The following is a 20,955-nucleotide window of genomic DNA, read 5'->3' as shown; positions in this document are numbered from 1 at the left end:
GGACGAGGATAACTAAGCCCGCAATCCATCTGTCACTGTCCGATGAGTACGGACACTGACGCCGTCGCCGACCACTGCGGAACCGTCCTCGACACCGTCTCCGGCGCGGTCATCACCGAGCGAGAGACGCTCGAAACCGTTCTCTCGGGCTTTCTCGCCCGGGGGCACGTCCTCCTGGAAGACGTGCCGGGGACCGGCAAGACGCTCACCGCTCGGTCGCTCGCCAACGCGCTGGGACTCCAATTCTCGCGCATCCAGTTCACGCCGGACCTCCTGCCGGCGGACGTCACCGGCACCTACGTGTTCAACGAGAAGGCCCACGAGTTCGAGTTCCGCGAGGGCCCCATCTTCGGCAACGTCGTCCTCGCCGACGAGATAAACCGCGCCTCGCCGAAGACCCAGGCCGCGCTGCTGGAGGCGATGGCGGAGGGGCAGGTCACCATCGACGGCGAGACCCACGCCTTGCCGGAACCGTTCTTCGTCATCGCGACCCAGAACCCCATCGAGCAGGACGGCACGTTCCCGCTACCTGAGGCGCAGGTCGACCGCTTCGTCGTCAAGACGAGTCTGGGCTACCCCGACGAGGCGGGCGAACTGGAGATCATCGACCGGCGGGCGGCCCGCACCGACCGGACGCCGACGGTGACGGAGGCCGTCTCGATGGCACCCGCGGAACTCCGACAGGCACCCGAGGCAGTCCACGTCGAGAAGGAGGTCCGGAAGTACGTCGTCCGACTGGCACGGGCGACCCGTGAGGAACAGCGCGTCGAGACGGGCGTCTCCCCGCGAGCGACTCAGCGGCTGTTCGAGGCGGCCAGAGCGCTCGCCGTCGTCCGCGGGCGGGACTACGTCACGCCCGACCACGTGGCTCGGATCGCGCCGGAAGTGCTCTCCCATCGGCTCGTCCTGACGCCGGACGCGCGCGTCGACGACGTCGAGAAACGCGCCGTCGTGGCGGACCTGCTGGACGAGGTCGAGGTGCCGACCGTCAGTTATACAGAACAGCCATCAACGTGACGGCGGCGGCCAAGAGCAAGGCCAGCGCCCCCAGCGGCACCCCGGTCCCCCCGTTCTCGTAGAGGACCATCGCACCGACGACGAGCACGGCCCCGTAGCCGCCGCTCACGCCGGCGTGGACGAGTTCGACGGTGTAGGTGCGGGCGTCGGCCCGCAACTGCTCGCCGAGGCTGATGGCGTGTTCCGCGAGGTCCCACGCGACGACGGCGGCGGCCGTCGCCGCGAGCAGTGCGGGCGGGTCCGCCCGCTCGAAGACGCCGGTGAGGACGACGCCGAGTACGAGGGCGGCCAGCCCCGCCGAGACGAACCGGCGGGCGAAGCGCTGTCTGAGCGGGCGGGTCCCGAGGCCGATGCAGACGACGCCGACCAGTCCGGGGACCAGTTCCGCCTGTGCGCCGAACTCGCCGACCGCGCTCAGGGCGTGGGCGAGGGCGGCGACGACGACCACCGCACCGACGGCGACGACGAGACGGCCGACGAGGCGGGGATACTCCCCCGTCAGGTCGTCCCGGTCGCCGAACACGACCAGGCCGACGCCCGCAACCGTCCCGAACACGGCGAGTCGCTGCTCGGGGCCGGGGGCGAGCAGCGCCGTCGAGATGCCCGCAAGCAGCACCGCGAGCGCGCTGGCGACGGGTGTGGGCCGGTGGTCGACGCCCGTCACGCAGACCACCGCCGTCGGTGCTCGCCGAGCAGTACCGTTCCAAGTGGGTCCGTCGGGGTCCAGTCGACGACCGGGACGCCGGCCTCACGGAGCGCGTGCATCCGGTTCTCGCGCTCGGTCCGTGCAAGCCGTTCCCCGACCGTCCCGTCGGCGGTAACGTCCGGACTCAGGACCGTCGTGGCGTGGGAGGCGGCCTCTAAGGTCCGGACGGTCCGCACGATGGCGTCGTCGGTCAGCGGCGAGCAGACGAGTACCTGCGTGTCGGCGTCGAGCCGTTTCCGGAGCATCTCCGTCTGGCGAGCGACGTCGCCGTCCTCCTCGGGCGCGGGGGGCGTCGCCGACAGGCCCGGATGGGTTCCGAGCAGTCGGCGGAGGTCCGCGTGGTGGTCCGGGCCGGCGCCGGGCGAGGCCCAGCAGAACTCTCGGCCCAGCGCGGCCACGCCGACGAAGTCGTTGGTGTCGTCGAGCGTCGCGAGCAGGCGCTCGACGGCGGCGAGGCTGTGGGCGACGGCGTTGGGCGACCCCTCGCGTTGCGAGCGGTACGCCGGTTCGCGGGCGTCGACCAGCAGGAGGACCGAGGTGCGCCGCTCCTCCCGGAATTCGATGGTCGTGAGTTCGCCGGTGCGCGCCCACCGCTTCGAGTCGATGCGGCCAAGCGGGTCACCCCGTCGGTACTCGCGGACGGCGTGGAACTCGATGCCGCTGCCGCCGTCGTCGGTGACCAGACGGCCCGCGTGGCCGTTTGTTCGCTGGCGCACCGGGAGCGACGGGACGGACTCGGCGCAGTCGATTTCGGTGCCCGTCGCCACCGTCGTCTCCACCTCGTGGGCACCGGTCACGTTCCGGACGACGACCGTTGCCGGGTCGAACTGGTGGCGGCCGTGTTCGGCTTCGACCGCGTAGGTGTACTCCGTCGTCTCGCCGGGGCGCAGCACCGCCGCGTGGCGCGGACTGCCCGACGCGACGGTGAGCATCGGCGGGACGCCGTCGACGATGCGCACGTCCGTCAGTGGCCGGTCGCCGGTGTTCGTCAGTCGCGTCGTCACCGTCACCGGGTCGCCACGGGCGGGGTGGCCGTCGTCGAGGCGGCGTTCGAGGTCGAGTTCGACCGACGGCGGCCCGAGCAACCGGGGGTACGCCGCGAAGCCAGCGCCGACGACCCCCACCAACAGGACCGCGGGCCGGTCGGCGAGGACGCCGACGGCGACGGCGAACAGGCCGACGGCGACGATGCCGCGCCAGCGGCCGGTCGTCCGGACCGTCGTCATGCCTCGTCGCTCCCGTCGTCTCGCCGGCCGAGCCGATTCGTCTCGCTCCCGACGTCGTCCCCACCGTTGCTCTCCTCGCCCGTCTCGATTCGGTCTGTGAGTGCCTGTGCGGTCGCTTTTGCGCCGTGCTGGACCCACGAATCGCCGCGAAGCGCGAGCCGGGCGCGCTCGCTCAGTGGGGGGCCCCTGGCCGTCTCGTCGAGGAACCGCGCGGCGACAGGGTCGTCGGTCCACGCCCCCGTCTCGACCCGTTCGCTGGCACGCTCACGGTTCAGCCCCTCCTCGCGCATCATCGTCGCGACGACCGCGTCCCGCAACCGCTGACGGAGCTGTTCGGCGTCCTCGCCGCCGTCTCGGGCCGAGAGCGTCGGGATCCCTTCGACCAACCGGTCGAACTCCTCGCCCGGCGGCGGCGCGTCGCGCACCGTCTCCGGTTCCGGCGGATCGGCTTGCGTGACGTGCTCTCTCGCTCGGCGGACGACCATCCAGCCGAGGACGCCGACTCCGACGCCGCCGAGTATCCCGAGCAGGAAGTACTCGTTGCCGACTCGGTCGATGAGCGTCTCCGTCGGGAGGATGCCCGACCCGCCGGGCACGACCGCCAGCGCGAACGCGAGGACGCCGACGACCACGAGTAGATACCACCCGAGACGCCGGACGCCGGTCACCGCTCGCTCGCTCATTCGTCGTCCTCCCCCAGCGACTGGAGCGATTCGCGTGCGACTCGCACTCGCTCGCCGGACGGTGACTCGCCGCCGTACTGGACGTCTTCGAACGCCCGGCGGAGTCGGTGGACCGCCTCGGCGTCGAACCCCGTCTCGACGGCGGCACGGGCACAGTCTCGCGGCGTTCGAGTCCGTGGCCGCGTGATGCCTGCTCGCTGGAGTAGGGCGACCCACGCTCGCTGTACGTCGTTTTCTGGTGCTGGTCGCAACGTCTCGGTTCCCTCGTCTGGCGGGGCTTTGGCTCCCACCATCATTCCTAACAGCGAGATAATTTCCTCGCGGTAGCGGTACGCGATGCCTACGAGCACCGCGAGCGCCACCAGCGCGAGGAGCGCGAAGAGGAGCGCTTGCAGGTTCGACTCGGTCGGCACGACGCCGGTGCCTTCTCCCTCGCTGGGGGCGTTCTGCTGGTCGTTGCCGTCGTTCGAACTGCCAGAGTTCGACTCCGAGCTGCCGGGGTTCGACTCGCTGGCGGACCGCGTATCGGCCCCCTCCGGGTCCCGGTTCGCGCGTTCGCTCCGCTCACCGGTCGGCGCCGGGTTGCCGGTGTAGCGGTCGTGGAGGTCCTGTGCGGCGTCCTCTATCTGGCCGGCCCGGTCGTCACCGACGGGGAGCATGTCGTAATCCGGGTCTATCGCGTCCGATGGGTCGGTCGACATCGACGAACCGAGCGTCGCGGCCGAGAGGCCGATGGCGACGACGACGACACAGGCGACGCCGACCGACACGAGTCGTTCAGTATCCATTGGTGTCCGAGCGGCGACTGGGCCGCCTGACTGGTCGGTCCTGCGTCAGCGCCCGGCGTTGTTATTGGGAGGTTATCCGCGAGGCGGCGGTCGAAGAGAGCGCCGAACGCCGACGCCGAAGGACCCGAATTCTCAAGGGCGGTGGTTGCCAACCCCTCCCCGATGAACGTCAGCATCGTCGGGAGCGGCTACGTCGGGACGACCGTCGCGGCCTGTCTCGCCGATTTGGGTCACGAGGTCACGACTATCGACATAGACGAGGCCATCGTCGACGCCGTCAACGCGGGCGAGTCCCCCATCCACGAACCGGGACTGGACGAACTCGTCGCCGAACACGGCGGCGACCGGCTGCGTGCGACCACCGACTACGGCGTCGTCCGCGAGACGGACCTGACGATGCTGGCGCTGCCGACCCCTTCCAACGAGGACGGCAGTATCGACCTGCAGTACATGGAAACCGGCGCCACCTCCGTCGGCGAGGCGCTCGCCGACGCCGACGACGCCGACGACCCGCACCTCGTCGTCACGAAGTCGACGGTCATCCCGCGGACCACCGACGAGCGACTGGCCCCGCGCATCGCCGAGGCGGGCCTGACCCGCGGCGAGGACTTCCTCGTCGCCTCGAACCCCGAGTTCCAGCGCGAGGGGACCGCCGTCGCGGACTTCCTAAACCCCGACAAACTCGTCTTCGGCGCCGACGACGAGCGCGCGTTCGAGCAGTTACGCGCTCTCTACGCACCCCTTCGCGAGGCCGCCGACGGCGACGTGCCCGTCGTCGAGACGGGCATCGCCGAGGCCGAGATGATAAAGTACGCCAACAACACCTTCCTCGCGAGCAAGGTCAGCCTCATCAACGACATCGGGAACGTCTGCAAGGAGTTCGGCGTCGACGCCTACGAGGTGGCCGAAGCTATCGGCCTCGACGACCGCATCGGAGAGCAGTTCTTGCGGAGTGGGGTTGGCTGGGGGGGAAGTTGCTTTCCAAAGGACACTAATGCAATTATATCGGCTGCCCGCGAGGAGGGCTACGACCCCGGCATGCTCTCGGCGGCCGTCGAGGTGAACGACACCCAACCCGAGCGCCTGCTCTCCCTACTGGACGACCACGTCGACGTCGCCGGCAAGCGCGTCGCCGTGCTCGGTCTGGCGTTCAAGCCCGGCACGGACGACATCCGGAACACGCGTGCCGTTCCGGTCATCGAAGGCCTGCAAGAGCGCGGGGCCGATGTCGTCGCCTACGACCCGGTGGCGACCGAAAACATGCGCGAGCGGTATCCCGACATCGAGTACGCCGCGTCCGCCGGCGAGGCGCTGGAGGGGGCCTCGGGCGCGGTGGTCGTGACCGACTGGGACGAGTTCGCGGCGCTGGACGGCGAGTTCGACGCGATGGCCGACTCCGTTGTGGTCGATGGTCGGCGGATTGTCGAGCGACGCGACGGGATTACGTACGAGGGATTGACGTGGTGATCTCGGTCACGACCTCGTTCGGCGCTCGTCTACCACGAACACGATAGCTGCGATGGCCAGCGTCACGACGAGTACCGCGGGGTCCGACGAGACGTAGAGGCTCGGTGTCGGTGGGCGCCAGTACGTGAACGGATAGAGCCACGCGGAGGCGCGGCCGTCGGCGTAGACGCGCATCCCGTCGAGCAGTAGTGCGCTCAGACCGCCGCCAACCAGTAGGCCGTAGACACGCCGCCAGTGTCGGCGCTCGAACGCGAGCGTGATCACCCCTGCGACGAGAAGAACGCCGCCCAGCGACGAGAACGGGGCGTATGTCAGCGGGAGACCTACCCTCTCACCGACCGTCGAGGCGTCGAGGACGAGGTTCAGTTTCACGAGGTCCGGTATCGCGGCGCCGCCCATCGAGAGGACGGTCCAGCGGCGGTCCAGCCAGTCGACCCGCCAACCGGCGACGGTCAGCAGAACGAACGGGACCAGCACGTGGGTGAGGAGGTCAGCCATCGCGTCTCGCCTCCAGTACCCACCGAGTCGTATCGAGCCGCCAGTATCGGACGAACGCGGCGAGAAAGAGGGCGACGCCGACGAGTGAGGCCCCGTACTTGTACAGTTTTGCGTCGGAGCTACTGTTGACCACGACGACCCGGTCGGCCCGGAACGTGTGTTCTGGGCCGACCGTTCCGGCGACTTGTACGGTCGCACCCCGTCGTGGTGACTTCTCTACACCCGAGACGGTCAACGAGACTGGCCCCAGATGACTGTCGAAGCGGACGGTGAGCGTCGCCCCGTCGGCGGCAGTGACCGTTCCTATCATGAACGTCTCCGATCCGACGTAGCGGTCGTAGTCCGCCACGAGGTCGTCTGCCTGTGGAGTCGGCCACCGCCGTTCGCCGGTGACCTCCGCGTGGACGAACAGTCCACCCAGAACACTCAGAAGCAACAGAGCGACGACGACCCGTTCCCACACCAACACACACCCCAGATTACGCGGTCGGGCTATGTCGGTTTCGGTCCCAGCGACGCGCGACCGGTCGTCGGCAGAAGATATTTACCTACGGATGGTTACTCACGAGTTGAGTAACCATGACTGTTCTCGTCACCGGGGCCGACGGCTACATCGGTTGGCCCACCGCCTTGCGCATCGCGAACCGAACCGACGACCGCGTCCTCCTCGTGGACAACTTCGCCCGCCGCGAGTGGGTCGAAGAGGTCGGCGCGACGAGCGCCACCCCCGTCGCGTCCATCGACGAGCGCGTCCGCGCGGCCGAGGAGACGCTCGGGGTCTCGAACATGTCCTTCGTCGAGGGCGACCTGACCGAGCGAGCGTTCGTCGACGAACTCCTGCAGGTCCACGAACCCCACACTGTCGTCCACGCGGCCGCTCAGCCCTCCGCACCGTACTCCCAGATCAACGGCGAGCGAGCGAACTACACCCAGCACAACAACATGCAGGCCACGCGGAACCTGCTGTGGGGCCTCGAAGAGAACGACCTCACGGATACGCACTTCGTCGAGACGACGACGACGGGCGTCTACGGCGCGCCGGAGTTCCCCATCCCCGAGGGCGGTGCGACCATGGAGAATCAGGGCGAGGCCGACGACGTGCCGTTCCCCGCGATGGCCGGGAGTTGGTACCACCTCACGAAGTCCCACGACGCGGCCAACATGCGGTTGGCCCACAAGCAGTTCGACATCCCCATCTCGGACGTGCGCACGGCCATCACGTACGGGACCGAGACCGCCGAAACCCGAGAGGACGACCGCCTGAAGACGCGCTTCGACTTCGACTACTACTTCGGGACGGTCACGCATCGCTTCTGTGCACAGGCCGTCGCCGGCTACCCGGTCACCGTCTACGGCAAGGGCGAACAGCGCAAGCCGTTCGTCTCGCTGGAGGACGCCGTCGAAGGCCTCGCGCAACTGGCCCTTTCCGACGCCGACGACCGGCCCGAGGGCCTGACCGTGTACAATCAGGTCACCCGAGCCATCTCCATCGTCGAGATCGCCGAGACCATCGCCGACGTGGGGAGCGAGTTCGAGTTGGACGTGGCCGTCGAACACTTCGAGAACCCGCGTGACGAGGACGAGACCCACAAGATGGAGATCGAGAACGAGCGCTACGACGATCTGATCGGCGGGCAGGCCCAGTCCTTCGAGGAGGGCGTCGAAGACATCTTCGAGACGCTGACCCGCTACGCCGACACCATCGAGTCCCACGAGGACCGCTTCCTGCCGGGCGTCCTAGAGTGATGACGACCGACGTCCTCGTCACGGGCGGGTGTGGCTACATCGGGAGCGACCTGATTCCGCGCCTGCAGGCCGACGACCGCGTGGGCGAGGTGGTCGTCCTCGATAGCCTCGCCTCCGGGTCGCCCCGGGCGCTGATGGGCACCGTCGACGGCAATCTGGAGTTCCGCCGCGGCGACGTCCGCGAGTACGGCGACGTCGAGAGCGCCATGCGCGGCGTCGACACGGTGGTCCATCTGGCCGCCATCACCGGCGCGTCCAGCACCCACGACCGGCGCGAGGAGACGGTCGCGGTCAACTACGACGGCACCGAGAACGTCCTCCGAGCCGCCGGGAAGTTGGGCGTCGAGAACGTCGTCTTCGCCTCCTCGTGTAACGTCTACGGGCGGGCGACGAGCACGGACATCGACGAGACGGTCACGCCCGACCCCATCAACCCCTACGCCGAGACGAAACTCGACTCCGAAACCCTGCTTCGGGAGTACTGCGAGGAGTTCGAGATGGACGGCACGGCCCTGCGGATGGCGACGAACTTCGGCTACTCGCCGGGTGTCCGGTTCAACCTCGTCGTGAACTACTTCGTCTTCCGGGCGCTGACCGGCCGCACGCTCACCGTCTACGGCGACGGGTCGAACTGGCGACCGTTCGTCCACGTCTCGGACGCCGCCCGCGCCTACAAACACGCTGCGCTCGAACCGGGCGAGTGGGACGAGACGGTGTACAACGTCGGACGTTCCGACGCCAACTACCAGATTTCGGAGATAGCCGACATCGTCGACGAGGAGGTCGGCGCCGTCGACATCACCTACCTCGAAGACGAACACCCCGGCCCCTCCTACCACGTCGACTTCGACCGACTTCGCAGCACTGGCTTCGAACCACAGACAACCCTCCGCGAGGGGATTCGCGACATCGCACGGAGATTCACCGATGCCTGAACGAACAGTAGAAACGCCACACGTCGCTATCACGGGCGCGGCCGGCTACATCGGTAGCCGCGTCCTCGTCGAACTGCAAGACCAACACCCCGACTGGGACCTCACCGCCATCGACAACTTCTACAGGGCGAAGGTCCGCTCGGTCGGCGACGTCGACGTCGACCACGTCGACATCCGCAATCGCGACCGACTCGAGACCGCGCTGGACGGTGCCGACGTCGTCCTCCATCTGGCCGCCGTCTCGGGCGTCGACGACTGCGAGGAGAACCCGGATCTGGCCTACGAGGTCAACGTTCAAGGGACCGACAACGTCGCGTGGTTCTGCCGGAAGACCGGTGCCGCCATGGCGTTCCCGTTCTCGATGGCCGTCATCGGCGACCCACAGGAGTTCCCCATCACCGCCGACCACCCGCGAGCGCCCATCAACTGGTACGGCCGGACGAAACTCCTCTCGGAGCGCGCAATCGACACCTTCGCCGACGGCGCGTTCCCGGCCCACCAGTTCATGATCTCGAACCTCTACGGCGGCCACGTAGTCGACGGGGACCGCATCTCGAAAGGGACCGTCATCAACTTCTTCCTCGACCGTGCGCTGGCCGGCGAGACGCTGACGGTGTACGAACCCGGGACCCAGTCTCGTAACTTCGTCCACGTCAAAGACATCGCGCGGGCATACGTCAAGAGTAGCGAGCGGCTGCTGGAACAACTGCGCGACGGTGTGACCGGCGTCGAGAAGTTCGAAATCGCCAGCGACGAGGATCCCAGCGTCCACGAGATGGCGAAGCTAGTCCAGTCGGCCGCCGCCGACCACGGCCTCGACTGTAACGTCGAACTCGTCGAGAACCCCCGCGCCGGCGAGGAGACGCTCGTAGAGTCGTTCGAAGTCGATACCTCTCGCGCGGCGCGGCTGCTAGACTGGGACGCGAGTGAGTCCGTCGAAGCGACTGTAGCGGCGGCACTCGACGACGGGGCTTGAACGCGGTTCTTCCCACTCGGTTTCCACTTCAAGTACCTCAGTAACCAGAAACTACAAGCCCGCTTGTACGCTTGCATCGGACGAATGGATCTCGACGCTCGTTTCGACGAACGGCCGGTGTTCGTCACCGGTGCGGACGGTTTCGTCGGTTCACACCTCACTGAACGCCTCGTCGACGCCGGCGCGAACGTACACGTGTTCGTCCGGGCCACCTCTAGCGGCGAACTGCGGAACGTCCGACACCTCCGAGACGACATCACGGTCCACCGGGGTGACCTCCGGGATAAGCACTCCGTCTCACAGGCACTGTCTGCGCTCGATGAGTACGACGAGAGCATCGTCTTTCACCTCGCGGCGCAGGCCCACGTCGGCGAGTCGTGGGAGCGACCCTACGAGACCGTCGATACGAACGTTACGGGGACGCTGAACCTCCTCCAGAGCATCGTGGATCTCGACCTCGACATCGCGAAGTTCGATACTGCCGGGACGAGCGAGGAGTACGGCAACGTAAAGGAGGAGATGGCCGAGAAACACGACTTCGAGGACGACGGCCGCGTCCTGCTGAGCGAACGCTCCCCGGTCAACCCGACGAGCATCTACGCCACCTCGAAACTCGCCGCCGACTTCCTGACGATGAACTTCTACGACGCCTACGGCCTTCCGGGGGTCACGACCCGGATGTTCAACAACTACGGCCCCCGGCAGAACCCCCGATACATCACGGGGACCATCGTTACGCAGGCCCTCGAACGGGACATCGTCGAACTGGGCAACCTCACGCCGAAACGCGACATGTGTTACGTCTCCGACGGCGTCCGCGGACACATGCACGTCGCACTCGACGGCAATCCCGGCGAGGAGTACGTCTACGGGTACGGCGAGAACATCTCGATGCGCGAGTGGACCGAGACGATTCTCTCGGTCGGGACCGAAGCGGGGTACTGGGACGACCCCGAAATCGTCCAGAGCGAGGACCGCTATCGGCCGGGCGACAGCGACGTCGAGGAACTGCTGGTCGGCTACGAGAAACTCAACGAGGAGACTGGCTGGGAACCCGAGGTTAGCTGGCGTGAGGGTGTCCGCCGGACTATCGAGTGGTACGCGAACAACAAACCGAAGTGGTACGGTCGGGTCGACTGGCGATGACCGACGACTACTGGGCCGGGAAGACGGTGATGGTGACCGGCGGCGCGGGCTTTCTCGGCAGCCACCTCGTCGAGGACCTCCGCTCACGGTCGTCCGACGTAGAGGTGTTCGTCCCCCGCAGCGACGACTACGACCTCAGAGAGAAAGCGGCCATCCGACAGGCGTTCGTCGAGTCTGACGCCGACGTCGTCCTCCACCTCGCCGCGACGGTCGGCGGTATCGGTGCCAACGCAGAGAACCCCGGCCGGTACTTCTACGACAACGCCGTCATGGGCATCGAACTGCTCGAACAGGCCCGTCAGTTCGACGTCGAGAAGTGTACGATTCTCGGGACCATCTGTTCGTATCCGAAACACACCGAGGTCCCCTTTAGCGAAGACGACCTCTACGACGGCTATCCCGAGGAGACCAACGCTCCCTACGGCATCGCGAAGAAAGCCCTGCTGACCCAGTCCCGGGCCTACCGCGACCAGTACGACTTCGACAGCATATACCTCCTCCCGGTGAACCTCTACGGGCCGCGAGACGACTTCGACCTCGAAACCGCACACGTCATCCCCGCCATCGTCCGGAAGTGTATCGAGGCCCGCGAGGCGGGGGCCGACAGTATCACCGCATGGGGAACCGGTGAGCCAACACGCGAGTTCCTCTACGTGGAAGACGCCGCCGAGGGTATCTTAGACGCGACGGAACGCTACGACAGCAGCGACCCGGTGAATCTGGGCAGTGGGACGGAGATATCCATCCGCGAGTTGGTCGAGACCATCGTCGAGATGACGGGGTTCGATGGCGAGGTGGCGTGGGACACCTCGAAACCCGACGGACAACCGCGGCGACGCCTGGATACGTCCCGCGCTGAAGAGCGGTTCGGATGGGAGGCGTCGACGGACTTCGAGGAGGGACTGGAGCGGACCATCGAGTGGTACGAGGCGCATCGACCTGTCGAGGAAGGGGCGTTTTATTGAGCCCCCTCCTGTGTTCAACGAGTAGCAACGATGTCTTCGTCTATCTCTTTCCGAGACAAAATCGATGCGATCCGAACTATCACCGGATTCCGTCCGTTTCTGTCTCTCGCAATCGTTCTCCTGAGTGCAGTGGCAGCGCTTCTTGAGGGGGTTGGTCTATCGTTCCTCGTTCCGATCATTCAACTCGCAGAGGGTGGCAGTGCCACACAACCCGATGGTATCACTGCGGTGTTCTTCCGTGCGTACAGAATACTCGGCATCCCCTTCTCACTGGAGTCCGTTCTTTTAGGGGTTGCAGCCGTCATTGCAGTCCGATATACGGCATCGTTTCTCGTCGCATATCTTCGAACAGTCCTGGGTCTGACCTTCGTTCGGTCCCTACAGCGAGATATCTTCGATGACGCTCTCAGCGCCCGCGTGGCATACTTTGACACTCACGGCTCCGACGAAATCCTGAACGCGATAATCACCCAGGCGGAGTACGGGAGTGACGCGATCAACCGACTCGTTCGGTTCGTCGAACAGTCCCTCATAGCGCTTATCTACCTCTCCATCGCGGTGTATCTCGCGCCGGTTTTAACTATCGGCTCTGGCATCATCCTCGGCGTCCTAGTGTTTGTCGTCCGGCGGCGTGTGGGGAGTGGCTACGCCGCTGGGTCTGACGTCGCTGATGCCAACGAACAGGTGCAACACGCTGTCCAGGCAGGCGTCCAAGGGATACGTGACGTGAAATTGTTCGACCTCGAATCCGAACTGTTCGATAGTTTCGAGACGGCGGTAGACCGGTACGTCAGCGCCTCGGTTCGGATTCGGCGTAACGCCGAGGCGATGGACAACTTCTATCAGATGATAACGGCGTTTACCGTCTTTGCGCTCATCTATACTGCCGTCACCGTCGCCTCCCTCTCGCTGGCGCGATTGGGTGTGTTCCTCTTCGCCGTCTTTCGACTCGCCCCACGCGTAAACACGCTCAACAACCTCCTGTACGAACTGGACAGTCGTCTCCCGCATCTCGTTCGGACACAGCGCTTCCAGAGACGGCTTGACGCACAACAGGAGGTCGACACAGACGGCATCCACCCGCCGATACCGACATCTGAGATCGCGTTCGAAGATGTATCGTTCGCGTACGACGACGAACGTGTCTTAGATGAGGTGTCGTTCACCGCGAAACGTGACGAGTTCGTGGCGTTCGTCGGCCCGTCTGGTGCTGGGAAGTCGACCGTCGTCTCCTTGGTCGCCCGTCTGTACGAACCAGATACTGGCCGTATCACTGCAGACGGGACGCCGATAACCGAGTTCGATATCGACGCTTGGCGCGACCGTATCGCGGTCGTCAGACAGCAACCACACGTGTTCAACGACACGTTGCGGTACAACGTCACTATCGGGAACCGAGATGCATCACAGGCCGAGGTTGACGAGGCCTGTGAAATCGCGCAGGTATCCGAGTTCCTTGACGACCTTCCGAGTGGGTACGAGACCGAACTCGGCGACGACGGCGTCCGTCTCTCTGGGGGCCAACGCCAGCGCATCGCCATCGCTCGCGCACTGCTGACAGACGCCGATTTCCTCGTGTTCGATGAAGCGACGAGCGACCTCGACACCGCGCTCGAAGCGAGGGTTCATTCAGCCCTCGAAGCGATGGACAGAGAGTGTGGCCTGTTGGTCGTCGCACACCGACTGTCGACAGTTAGCAGTGCCGACACGATACATGCGATGCGCGACGGGCGAATCGTGGAGTCCGGGACCCATACAGAGTTACTCGACCAAGACGGACTCTACACGATGCTCCACGAGAGCTAGGTCCGACTGCACTCCCCCGAACCGGGCGGAAATATCAATCCTGATGGCCGCAGGGATACAGTTACCACCGGGGAACGCAGTATGGATTCACGTTAACAGTGACTGTTCGATTCGATGACCAGCGTCCGGATGGGTATGAGATGAGCGACGCCGTCTCTATCCGCTTCGAGACGCCATCCACCCACAGCCACTTCTTCGGCTACTACGACAAGTCGCCACTCGACGCGACTGGGTCCCGCCTTCTCTGTCACCGGACCGACTTCGACGGCCGATCGATCACCGCCGACGACACGGCGACTGTCGGTTACTGGGACCTCGAAACGGAGCGGTTCGTCGCCCTCGGCGAGACGGCCGCGTTCAACTGGCAACAGGGGGCGATGCTCCAGTGGCTTCCACCTGACTACGAATCCCGTGTGCTATACAACGACCGGGCCGACGACTCGTTCGTCTCTGTGCTGGTCGACACCGAAACCGGAACCGAACGGCGACTTCCACGACCGATATACGCCGTTCACCCCTCCGGAGAGTTCGCCCTCGCTGCGAACTACGAACGTCTCTATCACTGCCGACCCGGCTACAACTATCGGGGTATCGACCGACAGAAGTGGGATCGACCGATGCACGAGGATGACGGAATCTACAGGGTCGACCTGGATACGGGTGCCACCGAACAGATACTGAGTACACCCGAAGTCTGTAACGTCGATTCGAAACCGGTCTTCGAACGTCGTGACAACTGGCTCGAACACATGCTCTGGAATCCGAGCGGCACTCGGTTCGCGTTCTTCCACCGCTGGGCCGACGGGAACGGCTCGCACGGGACGCGATTGTTCACCGCGGCCCCGGACGGCTCGAACCTCTACATGTTCCCCGACACGGAGTTCTACTCGCATATGGGGTGGCACACCGACGACCGGTTCACCATCTGGACGACGAAGCCATCGGTTTCGCAACGGACCGTCGACACGGTACAGCGGTCACCGACGCTCAAACGACTCGTGCGCCCCGTCTATCGCTTCGCTCGGGACCGCGTTCTCGGTGACCGGGCCGAACGCGCACTCCCCCGACAGGTGTTCGTCGAGTTCCGTGATCAGTCCGAGTCGTTCTCGACCGTCGGTGAGGGTGTTATCGAGGAGAACGGCCACAACACGTGGTCGGACGACGGCCGCTGGATGCTGACGGACACGTACGCAGACGAGGACGCCACCCGACGCCTGTTCGTGTGGGACGATAAACGGGACCGACTCCACACGCTCGGCACGTTCGAAACGGAGTACGCTGGGAGTGTGTATCGCTGTGATCTCCACCCTCGGTGGAGTCACGACGACGACCTCGTCGTCGTCGATTCGGCGCACGAACCGAACCGACAGATGCTCGTGTTGGAACCGGACCTCGCTGCGCTCGCTGATAAGTAATCATGGTAGCAAACGTCATTGTAGTCGTCGTCGACGCATTGCGTGCAGACCGTGTCGGCACTGGGTCTGGCCTTACACCGAACATCGACGCCGTCGCGGCCGACGGGACAGCGTTCGAGAACGCGTTCACGTGTTCGCCGAACACGGATCCGTCGCTGACAGCCATAGAGACGGGACGATACCCACTTTCGACGGTGTACCACCACGGAAAACTCGTGACCGACGAGGAGAAACGACGCGTGGAATCCGTGCGGCCGATACAGTCCGTGCTCCGCGACGACGGGTGGCGAACAGTGGTGACTGGCCAACACCTCGGCCGCTGGCACGCCCGAGGGTTCGACCACTACCCCGAAAGCGATCCCGACACCGACACGACCGACTCGCTGGTCCAGACCGCTCACTCTCTGTACCGGGCAGTGGATCGGTACGCCCCGGCCCTCGGAGCGCTTGCTCGTCGATTGTACGACGCCGCGTCCGAGTCGAAACCACAGGCGTTGATACACGAGGACCACTCAGCGACCGACCTCCTGAACCACGTCGACGAGGAACCGTTCTTCGGATTGGTGCATCTCATGGACACCCACATGCCGTATCTCTCGGCCGAGGACGACGTCGAACGACTTCTTAACACGGGGGAGTACGAGTACGGTTCTCTGGACGACCGCTTCGACGACGATGCACTGACTGACGCCCAGCGGACCCGACTCACGAGTATTGCCGAACGCTTCGACGCTCGCGAGGAACTGGGACGAGCGGTCGCTCACTACGACGCCGCTGTCGTGAGCGCGGACCGCAAAATCGGACGGCTAGTTGATGCGCTCCGTGAGCAGAACCGCTGGGAGGAGACTGCGTTGTTTATTACCAGCGACCATGGGGAGTCACTACTGGAACACGGTATCTTCTTCGACCACCACGGGTTGCACGACGCCGTCATGCGGGTTCCGCTCGTCTGTAGTCTCGGGTCCGGCCAGACCCGGAGCGAATTCGTTCAGGAGATAGACCTCGCTCCGACCGTCTACGACGTCCTCGGTGTGGAGAACCGACCGGCGACCGACGGTCAGAGTCTCCGCCCCCTGATCGACGACACGGACGACTGGGACGAACGAGACGCAGTGTATGCCGAGGAGGCCTACACCGAACGTCGGGTTGCAGTCCGGACACCGAGATGGAAGTACATACACCACGTTGAGGACGACGTGCTCGCGTCGGAGCGTGGGTCATCACTTGAGTGCGGTTACTGTGAGACTGTCCACGGTGAGGAAGTGGCTCTCTACGACGTCGAAACGGACCCGTCTGAGACAGCCAATGCCGCCGGTAATCGACCGTCAGTGGTTGCGTCACTGGACGAACGGTACGCGGCGTTCGTCGACGAACTGGAACCTGTCACCGACGAGAACGAACCCGTTGCGTACGCCGACGAGGGCGAAGTCTTGAACCGGCTCCGGTCGCTCGGGTACAAATAGCCGGTCGGTACTGTCGCGACCAGTCACGAACCCCTTGAGGCAGGATTTTTATTGGCCCATGCCGTGGGCCATCTCTATGGGTGTTTTTTCGAGGTTCTACTACAATTTGCCTTCAGGCGTCCGGTCGATTGTCGGGCCCAGATACCGCCAGATTCGGGGTATTTCATCGGCAGAGGAGCGACATGCACAGTTCGTAGACACGTTCTTCGAGGAGCGAGAGTACGCACGATACGTGCGCGAGTTCGATAACGGACCGGTGAGTGAACTGCGTGACGAGGCTCTCGAGGAACTCCAAGAGATGACTGGTTCGGGAGGTCTCGGAAGCATCGGTCTTGACTTTGGCCGTGAGTGCTATGCACTACTGCGGAAACGCAGACCGGAGACCGTTGTCGAGACCGGTGTTTGTAACGGCGTCTCGACACTCTGCCTCCTATTGGCACTACATCAAAACGGACACGGGACACTCCATTCTATCGACTTCCCGTTCTACGCAGACGAATCACTAGCCGAGTTCAAACGGGCGACGTTCGACGAGTACGGCGGTGCCGCGATTCCAAGCGACAAGTCACCCGGCTGGATCGTTCCCGACCGTCTCGAAGACCGCTGGTCACTCACGATTGGAAAGAGTCAGCGGGAACTCCCCGACGTTCTTCAGGAGACGGGTGGCATCGACGTGTTTCTCCACGACTCCGAACACTCGATACCCTGCATGTTCTTCGAGTACGAACTCGCATACGAGTGGCTCGAACCCGGTGGAGTGCTGCTCTCGGACGACATCACCTGGAACGATGCCTTCGAGACGTTCGCTTCCACGCGTGACGTCCAGTCGATGCGCATAACCAACAACACCGGTATCATGCGGAAGTCACAGTGACGTCGCGGCCCCCTGTCCCGCTGTTATTTAGTAGCTTCTCGTTCTCTCCCGATTATGAGCACTGTCCGGCCGTTGCTACTAACGGCGCGTGACGCTGGCGGGGCGGGGACCGCCACCCGTCGAGTCCACGACGCGCTCCAGACCGTCGGCGTCGACTCCCGGATGCTCGTTCGTCGGAAGTCGACGGACGACCCGACTATCGTCGGTCCGAAAGGTCGCTCCGGCAAGGTACTCGCTCGCCTCCGCCCACATCTCGACTCGCTTCCGCTCTCTCTGTACGACCCGTCTCCGGAGTTCTCTTTGAGTTGGCTTCCCGACCGTCTCGACTGCCGAATCGCGGCACTCGACCCGGATCTGCTGCAACTGAACTGGGTGGCTGGCGGGTTCATGGATACCGGCGCTATCGACGAGTTCGACCGCCCACTCGTCTGGCGACTCCCGGACATGTGGCCGCTCACCGGTGGGTGTCACTACGCCGACGGCTGTACACGGTACCGCGACGGTTGTGGCAACTGCCCACAACTCGACAGCGACCACGCAATCGACCCGTCGAGCGTGACCCTTGGCCGGAAGAAACGGGCCGTGGAACGGGCGGACATAACCGTCGTCGCGACCAGTTCGTGGCTCGCGTCCTGTGCCCGTGAGAGTGCCATCTTCGAGGATTGTCCCGTCGAAATCATCCCGAACGCACTCGACACAGCGCGGTTCAAGCCCCGCGATCAGTCCGTCGCCCGAGACCTGTTCGGTCTGCCGCCCGACACACCGCTCGTCCTCTTCGGGTCTGTCGGACCACTCAGCAACGACAGAAAGGGATACGACCTGCTCCGCGACGCCATCGAACAGGTCTCGACACGGTCCGACCAGGCTCCCGAACTGATCGTCTTCGGCGCGAGTGAGCCGGTCGATCCGCCGGATTTCGGCCTCCCGACGCACTACACCGGCTATCTCGACGACGAGGAGAGTCTCGCCCTACTGTACGCTGCGGCCGACGTGATGGTCGTCCCCTCTCGGTACGAAGGGTTCGGACAGACGGTCACGGAGGCGATGGCGTGTGGGACGCCGGTCGTCGCCTTCGACGCGACGGGGCCGTCTGACACTGTCCTCCACGAGGAGACGGGATATCTGGCGGCCCCATACGATCCGACTGATCTCGCACGGGGGATTGAGTGGGTGCTGGCCGACCCGAAGCGTCGGGAGACCCTTGGACAGGCAGCGCGGAACAGGGCGGTCGAACACTATTCGCTGGATGTCGTCGGTGAGCAGTATCGACATCTGTATTCCTCGCTGGTGTGAGGCCACAGTCGGTCACAGATGGCGCTCGACCCACTTCGAAAGCACGACGATAGCCCATGGCTCCTGCCAGTATAGCTCTCCGTTTTCGAAGGATTGGCGAACGTCTCTGGCGGCTGCAGGTTCGAGCTTCGCTCGCTGGAGCAGACAGTCGTCTTCGAACACTGCGTCCAGCACCGGTCGAAGTTCTTCGTTCAACCAGATATCCATCGGGAAGATGAACCCAGTCTTCTCACGGTCGGTTATTGAGGACGGCACTACGTCTTCGACGGCCTCTTTGAGTACTCGCTTCTCGCTGCCGGTCTTCGATTCATCTGGGATGGAGAGAGCGAACTCGGCCAACTGTGTATCGAGAAATGGCACTCGGACTTCCAGTGACTGTGCCATCGACATCGCGTCTGTATCACGGAGTAGTTGATTCTGCATGTACCACGTCAGCTCGGCTGCGGCGACAGCTTTTGTCGTGTTTCTGTCCCACTCGACGTCCTTGCCGATTCGTTCGGACCAGTCGGTCGTCCGCTGTCCACTGGTCAATCGTCGTCGCTGTGCCGTGGTAAACAGTCCCCGGGAGAGGATGTACGCGGCCCCGAACGGGGATTTCGACCTGAGGATGTCGGCAATCTTGTCAGTAGGTTGCTCAGGGAGAAATCGACCAACCCGTTCGACGGTTCGACCCAGGGGGCCTCGGAGTTTGTCCGGAAGCGCCTCAAGCCACCGAAACTGTCGATAGCGTGCGTCGATACCTTCGAACGTCGGGTATCCATACAGTAGTTCGTCGCTTCCGAGTCCCGAGAGAGCGACCTTGATACCGTCTTCGGCCGCGAGTTTCGAGACGAAGTACGTGTTGACACCGTCGACAGATGGCTGGTCCATCGCCGCCACGATGTCCGGCAGTTCGGCCGCCACGTCGTCGGCTGTGACCGACAGTGAGGTGTGCTCCGTTTCGAGGTAGTCAGCCATCTCTTCGGCGAATGTCGTTTCGGAGTACGCGTCCTCCTTGAACCCGATGGAGTACGTTCGGATATCCGCGTCGCTCGGAGCGATCTCACACATGAGGGCAACAATAGACGAGGAATCAAGCCCGCCACTCAGGAAAGCACCTACCGGCACGTCGGACCGCAACCGCAACTGGATACTCTCGGTTAGAAGGGTCCGTAGTCGGCGACTGTACTCCCCATCTGATTCGTCGAACTCCAGTTCGTAATATGACTCTATGTGTGGATCGCTACCGTCACGCTCGTAGGTTAGCGTCGAACCCGGCGGCAGCGAACGAACTCCCTCGATGATCGTCGCCGGAGCAGGCACGTAACCGAACGTCAGGAACCCGTCGACTCCGACCGGGTCGAGCGTCCTTTCTGCTATCCCGCTATCCAGCAACGACGTAACTTCGGAAGCGAACGCTACACCACCCTGCCGCGCCGTGTAGTAGAACGGCTTGATTCCGAATCGGTCGCGTGCAGCGAACATCCGGTCGGCGTCCGAGTCGTAGACCACGAACGCGAACATCCCTCGGAAGTGTTCGACGCAGTCCGTACCGTACTCCTGATAGGCTTTCAGCACGACTTCGGTGTCCGTATCCGATTCGAACGTGTATCCGTCGTCGCGAAGTTCCTCCCTGAGTTCTCGATAGTTGTACACCTCGCCGTTGTACACTATCCAGTGACCGTCATCAGTGCACATCGGCTGGTTGCCCGCGGCGGAGACATCGAGAATACTCAGACGTCTGTTTCCTAACAGTACGGAGTGTGAACCGGATGGGAGGGCCGGTTCGTCGGTGACTTTACCAACGCCGTCGACGTACAGCCCCCAATCGTCTGGCCCCCTGTCGGTCAGCGAGCATAGTCCGTCCCACGCAGCGTCGACTGTCACCGTGTCGTCCCAGCCGACGTATCCCCAGATGCCACACATATCTTTGATTCCCGCTTGTCTCCGCTATCCGCTGATGCCTCGTCTG

General features: G+C 64.3%; 19 protein-coding genes. 12 read left to right on the top strand and 7 right to left on the bottom strand.

The features are described from left to right. The first annotated feature begins 42 nt into the window (after window positions 1–42). Complete coding sequence (locus tag NDI85_RS11875) at window positions 43–1,017, top strand: MoxR family ATPase (protein WP_188996223.1); 975 nt, start codon at window positions 43–45, stop codon at window positions 1,015–1,017. On the opposite strand, the gene NDI85_RS11870 is transcribed toward NDI85_RS11875, so the two are convergent. Genes NDI85_RS11870 through NDI85_RS11855 form a run of 4 tightly spaced genes read right to left on the bottom strand, consistent with a single transcriptional unit; the run spans window position 989 to window position 4,420 of the window. Then, on the bottom strand, window positions 989–1,690 hold the full coding sequence (locus NDI85_RS11870; protein WP_188996225.1) for a hypothetical protein: 702 nt from the start codon (window positions 1,688–1,690) through the stop codon (window positions 989–991). The two genes, NDI85_RS11875 and NDI85_RS11870, sit on opposite strands and share 29 nt — an antisense overlap. Continuing rightward, window positions 1,678–2,949, bottom strand: a complete 1,272-nt coding sequence (locus NDI85_RS11865; protein WP_310915880.1) for a DUF58 domain-containing protein — start codon at window positions 2,947–2,949, stop codon at window positions 1,678–1,680. Before NDI85_RS11865 ends, NDI85_RS11870 begins: the two co-directional genes overlap by 13 nt. Further along, window positions 2,946–3,632, bottom strand: coding sequence for a hypothetical protein (locus tag NDI85_RS11860; RefSeq protein WP_310915879.1), 687 nt, complete (start codon window positions 3,630–3,632; stop codon window positions 2,946–2,948). Before NDI85_RS11860 ends, NDI85_RS11865 begins: the two co-directional genes overlap by 4 nt. Further along, on the bottom strand, window positions 3,629–4,420 hold the full coding sequence (locus NDI85_RS11855) for a DUF4129 domain-containing protein (protein WP_310915878.1): 792 nt from the start codon (window positions 4,418–4,420) through the stop codon (window positions 3,629–3,631). Before NDI85_RS11855 ends, NDI85_RS11860 begins: the two co-directional genes overlap by 4 nt. Before the next feature lie 162 nt (window positions 4,421–4,582). On the opposite strand from NDI85_RS11855, the gene aglM reads away from it, so the two are divergent. Beyond that, complete coding sequence (gene aglM, locus NDI85_RS11850; RefSeq protein ID WP_310915877.1) at window positions 4,583–5,887, top strand: UDP-glucose 6-dehydrogenase AglM; 1,305 nt, start codon at window positions 4,583–4,585, stop codon at window positions 5,885–5,887. A 6-nt stretch (window positions 5,888–5,893) separates the two neighbouring features. Here the strand turns inward: aglM and NDI85_RS11845 are convergent, their stop codons facing one another. Both NDI85_RS11845 and NDI85_RS11840 read right to left on the bottom strand, forming a co-directional pair. Continuing rightward, entirely contained in the window at window positions 5,894–6,385 is a 492-nt protein-coding gene (locus NDI85_RS11845) for a hypothetical protein (RefSeq protein WP_310915876.1), read from the bottom strand. Continuing rightward, window positions 6,378–6,854, bottom strand: a complete 477-nt coding sequence (locus NDI85_RS11840) for a hypothetical protein (protein ID WP_310915875.1) — start codon at window positions 6,852–6,854, stop codon at window positions 6,378–6,380. Before NDI85_RS11840 ends, NDI85_RS11845 begins: the two co-directional genes overlap by 8 nt. A 110-nt stretch (window positions 6,855–6,964) precedes the next feature. Here NDI85_RS11840 and NDI85_RS11835 point away from each other — a divergent pair, with 110 nt between their 5' ends. From NDI85_RS11835 to NDI85_RS11790, 10 genes are all read left to right on the top strand, one after another. Continuing rightward, the gene (locus NDI85_RS11835; RefSeq protein WP_310915874.1) at window positions 6,965–8,131 is read left to right on the top strand and encodes an NAD-dependent epimerase/dehydratase family protein; all 1,167 of its coding nucleotides are present in this window, start codon (window positions 6,965–6,967) and stop codon (window positions 8,129–8,131) included. After that, complete coding sequence (locus NDI85_RS11830) at window positions 8,131–9,066, top strand: SDR family oxidoreductase (RefSeq protein ID WP_310915873.1); 936 nt, start codon at window positions 8,131–8,133, stop codon at window positions 9,064–9,066. The genes NDI85_RS11835 and NDI85_RS11830 overlap by 1 nt, the downstream gene beginning before the upstream one ends. Next, on the top strand, window positions 9,059–10,042 hold the full coding sequence (locus NDI85_RS11825; RefSeq protein ID WP_310915872.1) for an NAD-dependent epimerase/dehydratase family protein: 984 nt from the start codon (window positions 9,059–9,061) through the stop codon (window positions 10,040–10,042). Before NDI85_RS11830 ends, NDI85_RS11825 begins: the two co-directional genes overlap by 8 nt. 84 nt (window positions 10,043–10,126) lie before the next feature. Next, a complete protein-coding gene (locus NDI85_RS11820) occupies window positions 10,127–11,188 on the top strand; it encodes a GDP-mannose 4,6-dehydratase (protein ID WP_310915870.1) in 1,062 nt (353 codons plus the stop codon). After that, on the top strand, window positions 11,185–12,153 hold the full coding sequence (locus NDI85_RS11815) for a GDP-L-fucose synthase (protein WP_188996247.1): 969 nt from the start codon (window positions 11,185–11,187) through the stop codon (window positions 12,151–12,153). The genes NDI85_RS11820 and NDI85_RS11815 overlap by 4 nt, the downstream gene beginning before the upstream one ends. Window positions 12,154–12,183: 30 nt before the next feature. Then, window positions 12,184–13,959: an ABC transporter ATP-binding protein gene (locus tag NDI85_RS11810; RefSeq protein WP_310915869.1), complete on the top strand. Its 1,776-nt coding sequence runs from the start codon at window positions 12,184–12,186 to the stop codon at window positions 13,957–13,959. A gap of 140 nt (window positions 13,960–14,099) precedes the next feature. After that, a complete protein-coding gene (locus NDI85_RS11805; protein ID WP_310915868.1) occupies window positions 14,100–15,374 on the top strand; it encodes a hypothetical protein in 1,275 nt (424 codons plus the stop codon). Between the two features lie 2 nt (window positions 15,375–15,376). Continuing rightward, window positions 15,377–16,837, top strand: coding sequence for a sulfatase (locus tag NDI85_RS11800; protein ID WP_310915867.1), 1,461 nt, complete (start codon window positions 15,377–15,379; stop codon window positions 16,835–16,837). Window positions 16,838–16,895: 58 nt separating this feature from the next. After that, a complete protein-coding gene (locus tag NDI85_RS11795) occupies window positions 16,896–17,711 on the top strand; it encodes an O-methyltransferase (RefSeq protein ID WP_188996255.1) in 816 nt (271 codons plus the stop codon). Between the two features lie 54 nt (window positions 17,712–17,765). Continuing rightward, window positions 17,766–19,004, top strand: a complete 1,239-nt coding sequence (locus NDI85_RS11790; RefSeq protein ID WP_188996257.1) for a glycosyltransferase family 4 protein — start codon at window positions 17,766–17,768, stop codon at window positions 19,002–19,004. Between the two features lie 12 nt (window positions 19,005–19,016). On the opposite strand, the gene asnB is transcribed toward NDI85_RS11790, so the two are convergent. Next, entirely contained in the window at window positions 19,017–20,909 is a 1,893-nt protein-coding gene (gene asnB / locus NDI85_RS11785; RefSeq protein ID WP_310915866.1) for an asparagine synthase (glutamine-hydrolyzing), read from the bottom strand. Between the last annotated feature and the right edge of the window lie 46 nt (window positions 20,910–20,955).

The organism is Haloarcula sp. S1AR25-4, assembly GCF_031624555.1.
GTDB lineage: Archaea > Halobacteriota > Halobacteria > Halobacteriales > Haloarculaceae > Haloarcula > Haloarcula pellucida.
Note: the sequence above shows the minus strand (reverse complement) of the source record. Positions and strands in the feature narration are given on the sequence as shown.

Coding starts and splice junctions, on each gene's coding strand:
- NDI85_RS11875 (WP_188996223.1), top strand. CDS start 43: ATGAGTACGGACACTGACGCCGTCGCCGACCACTGCGGAACCGTCCTC.
- NDI85_RS11865 (WP_310915880.1), bottom strand. CDS start 2,949: ATGACGACGGTCCGGACGACCGGCCGCTGGCGCGGCATCGTCGCCGTC.
- NDI85_RS11860 (WP_310915879.1), bottom strand. CDS start 3,632: ATGAGCGAGCGAGCGGTGACCGGCGTCCGGCGTCTCGGGTGGTATCTA.
- NDI85_RS11855 (WP_310915878.1), bottom strand. CDS start 4,420: ATGGATACTGAACGACTCGTGTCGGTCGGCGTCGCCTGTGTCGTCGTC.
- aglM (WP_310915877.1), top strand. CDS start 4,583: ATGAACGTCAGCATCGTCGGGAGCGGCTACGTCGGGACGACCGTCGCG.
- NDI85_RS11845 (WP_310915876.1), bottom strand. CDS start 6,385: ATGGCTGACCTCCTCACCCACGTGCTGGTCCCGTTCGTTCTGCTGACC.
- NDI85_RS11835 (WP_310915874.1), top strand. CDS start 6,965: ATGACTGTTCTCGTCACCGGGGCCGACGGCTACATCGGTTGGCCCACC.
- NDI85_RS11830 (WP_310915873.1), top strand. CDS start 8,131: ATGACGACCGACGTCCTCGTCACGGGCGGGTGTGGCTACATCGGGAGC.
- NDI85_RS11825 (WP_310915872.1), top strand. CDS start 9,059: ATGCCTGAACGAACAGTAGAAACGCCACACGTCGCTATCACGGGCGCG.
- NDI85_RS11820 (WP_310915870.1), top strand. CDS start 10,127: ATGGATCTCGACGCTCGTTTCGACGAACGGCCGGTGTTCGTCACCGGT.
- NDI85_RS11815 (WP_188996247.1), top strand. CDS start 11,185: ATGACCGACGACTACTGGGCCGGGAAGACGGTGATGGTGACCGGCGGC.
- NDI85_RS11810 (WP_310915869.1), top strand. CDS start 12,184: ATGTCTTCGTCTATCTCTTTCCGAGACAAAATCGATGCGATCCGAACT.
- NDI85_RS11805 (WP_310915868.1), top strand. CDS start 14,100: ATGAGCGACGCCGTCTCTATCCGCTTCGAGACGCCATCCACCCACAGC.
- NDI85_RS11800 (WP_310915867.1), top strand. CDS start 15,377: ATGGTAGCAAACGTCATTGTAGTCGTCGTCGACGCATTGCGTGCAGAC.
- NDI85_RS11795 (WP_188996255.1), top strand. CDS start 16,896: ATGCCGTGGGCCATCTCTATGGGTGTTTTTTCGAGGTTCTACTACAAT.
- NDI85_RS11790 (WP_188996257.1), top strand. CDS start 17,766: ATGAGCACTGTCCGGCCGTTGCTACTAACGGCGCGTGACGCTGGCGGG.
- asnB (WP_310915866.1), bottom strand. CDS start 20,909: ATGTGTGGCATCTGGGGATACGTCGGCTGGGACGACACGGTGACAGTC.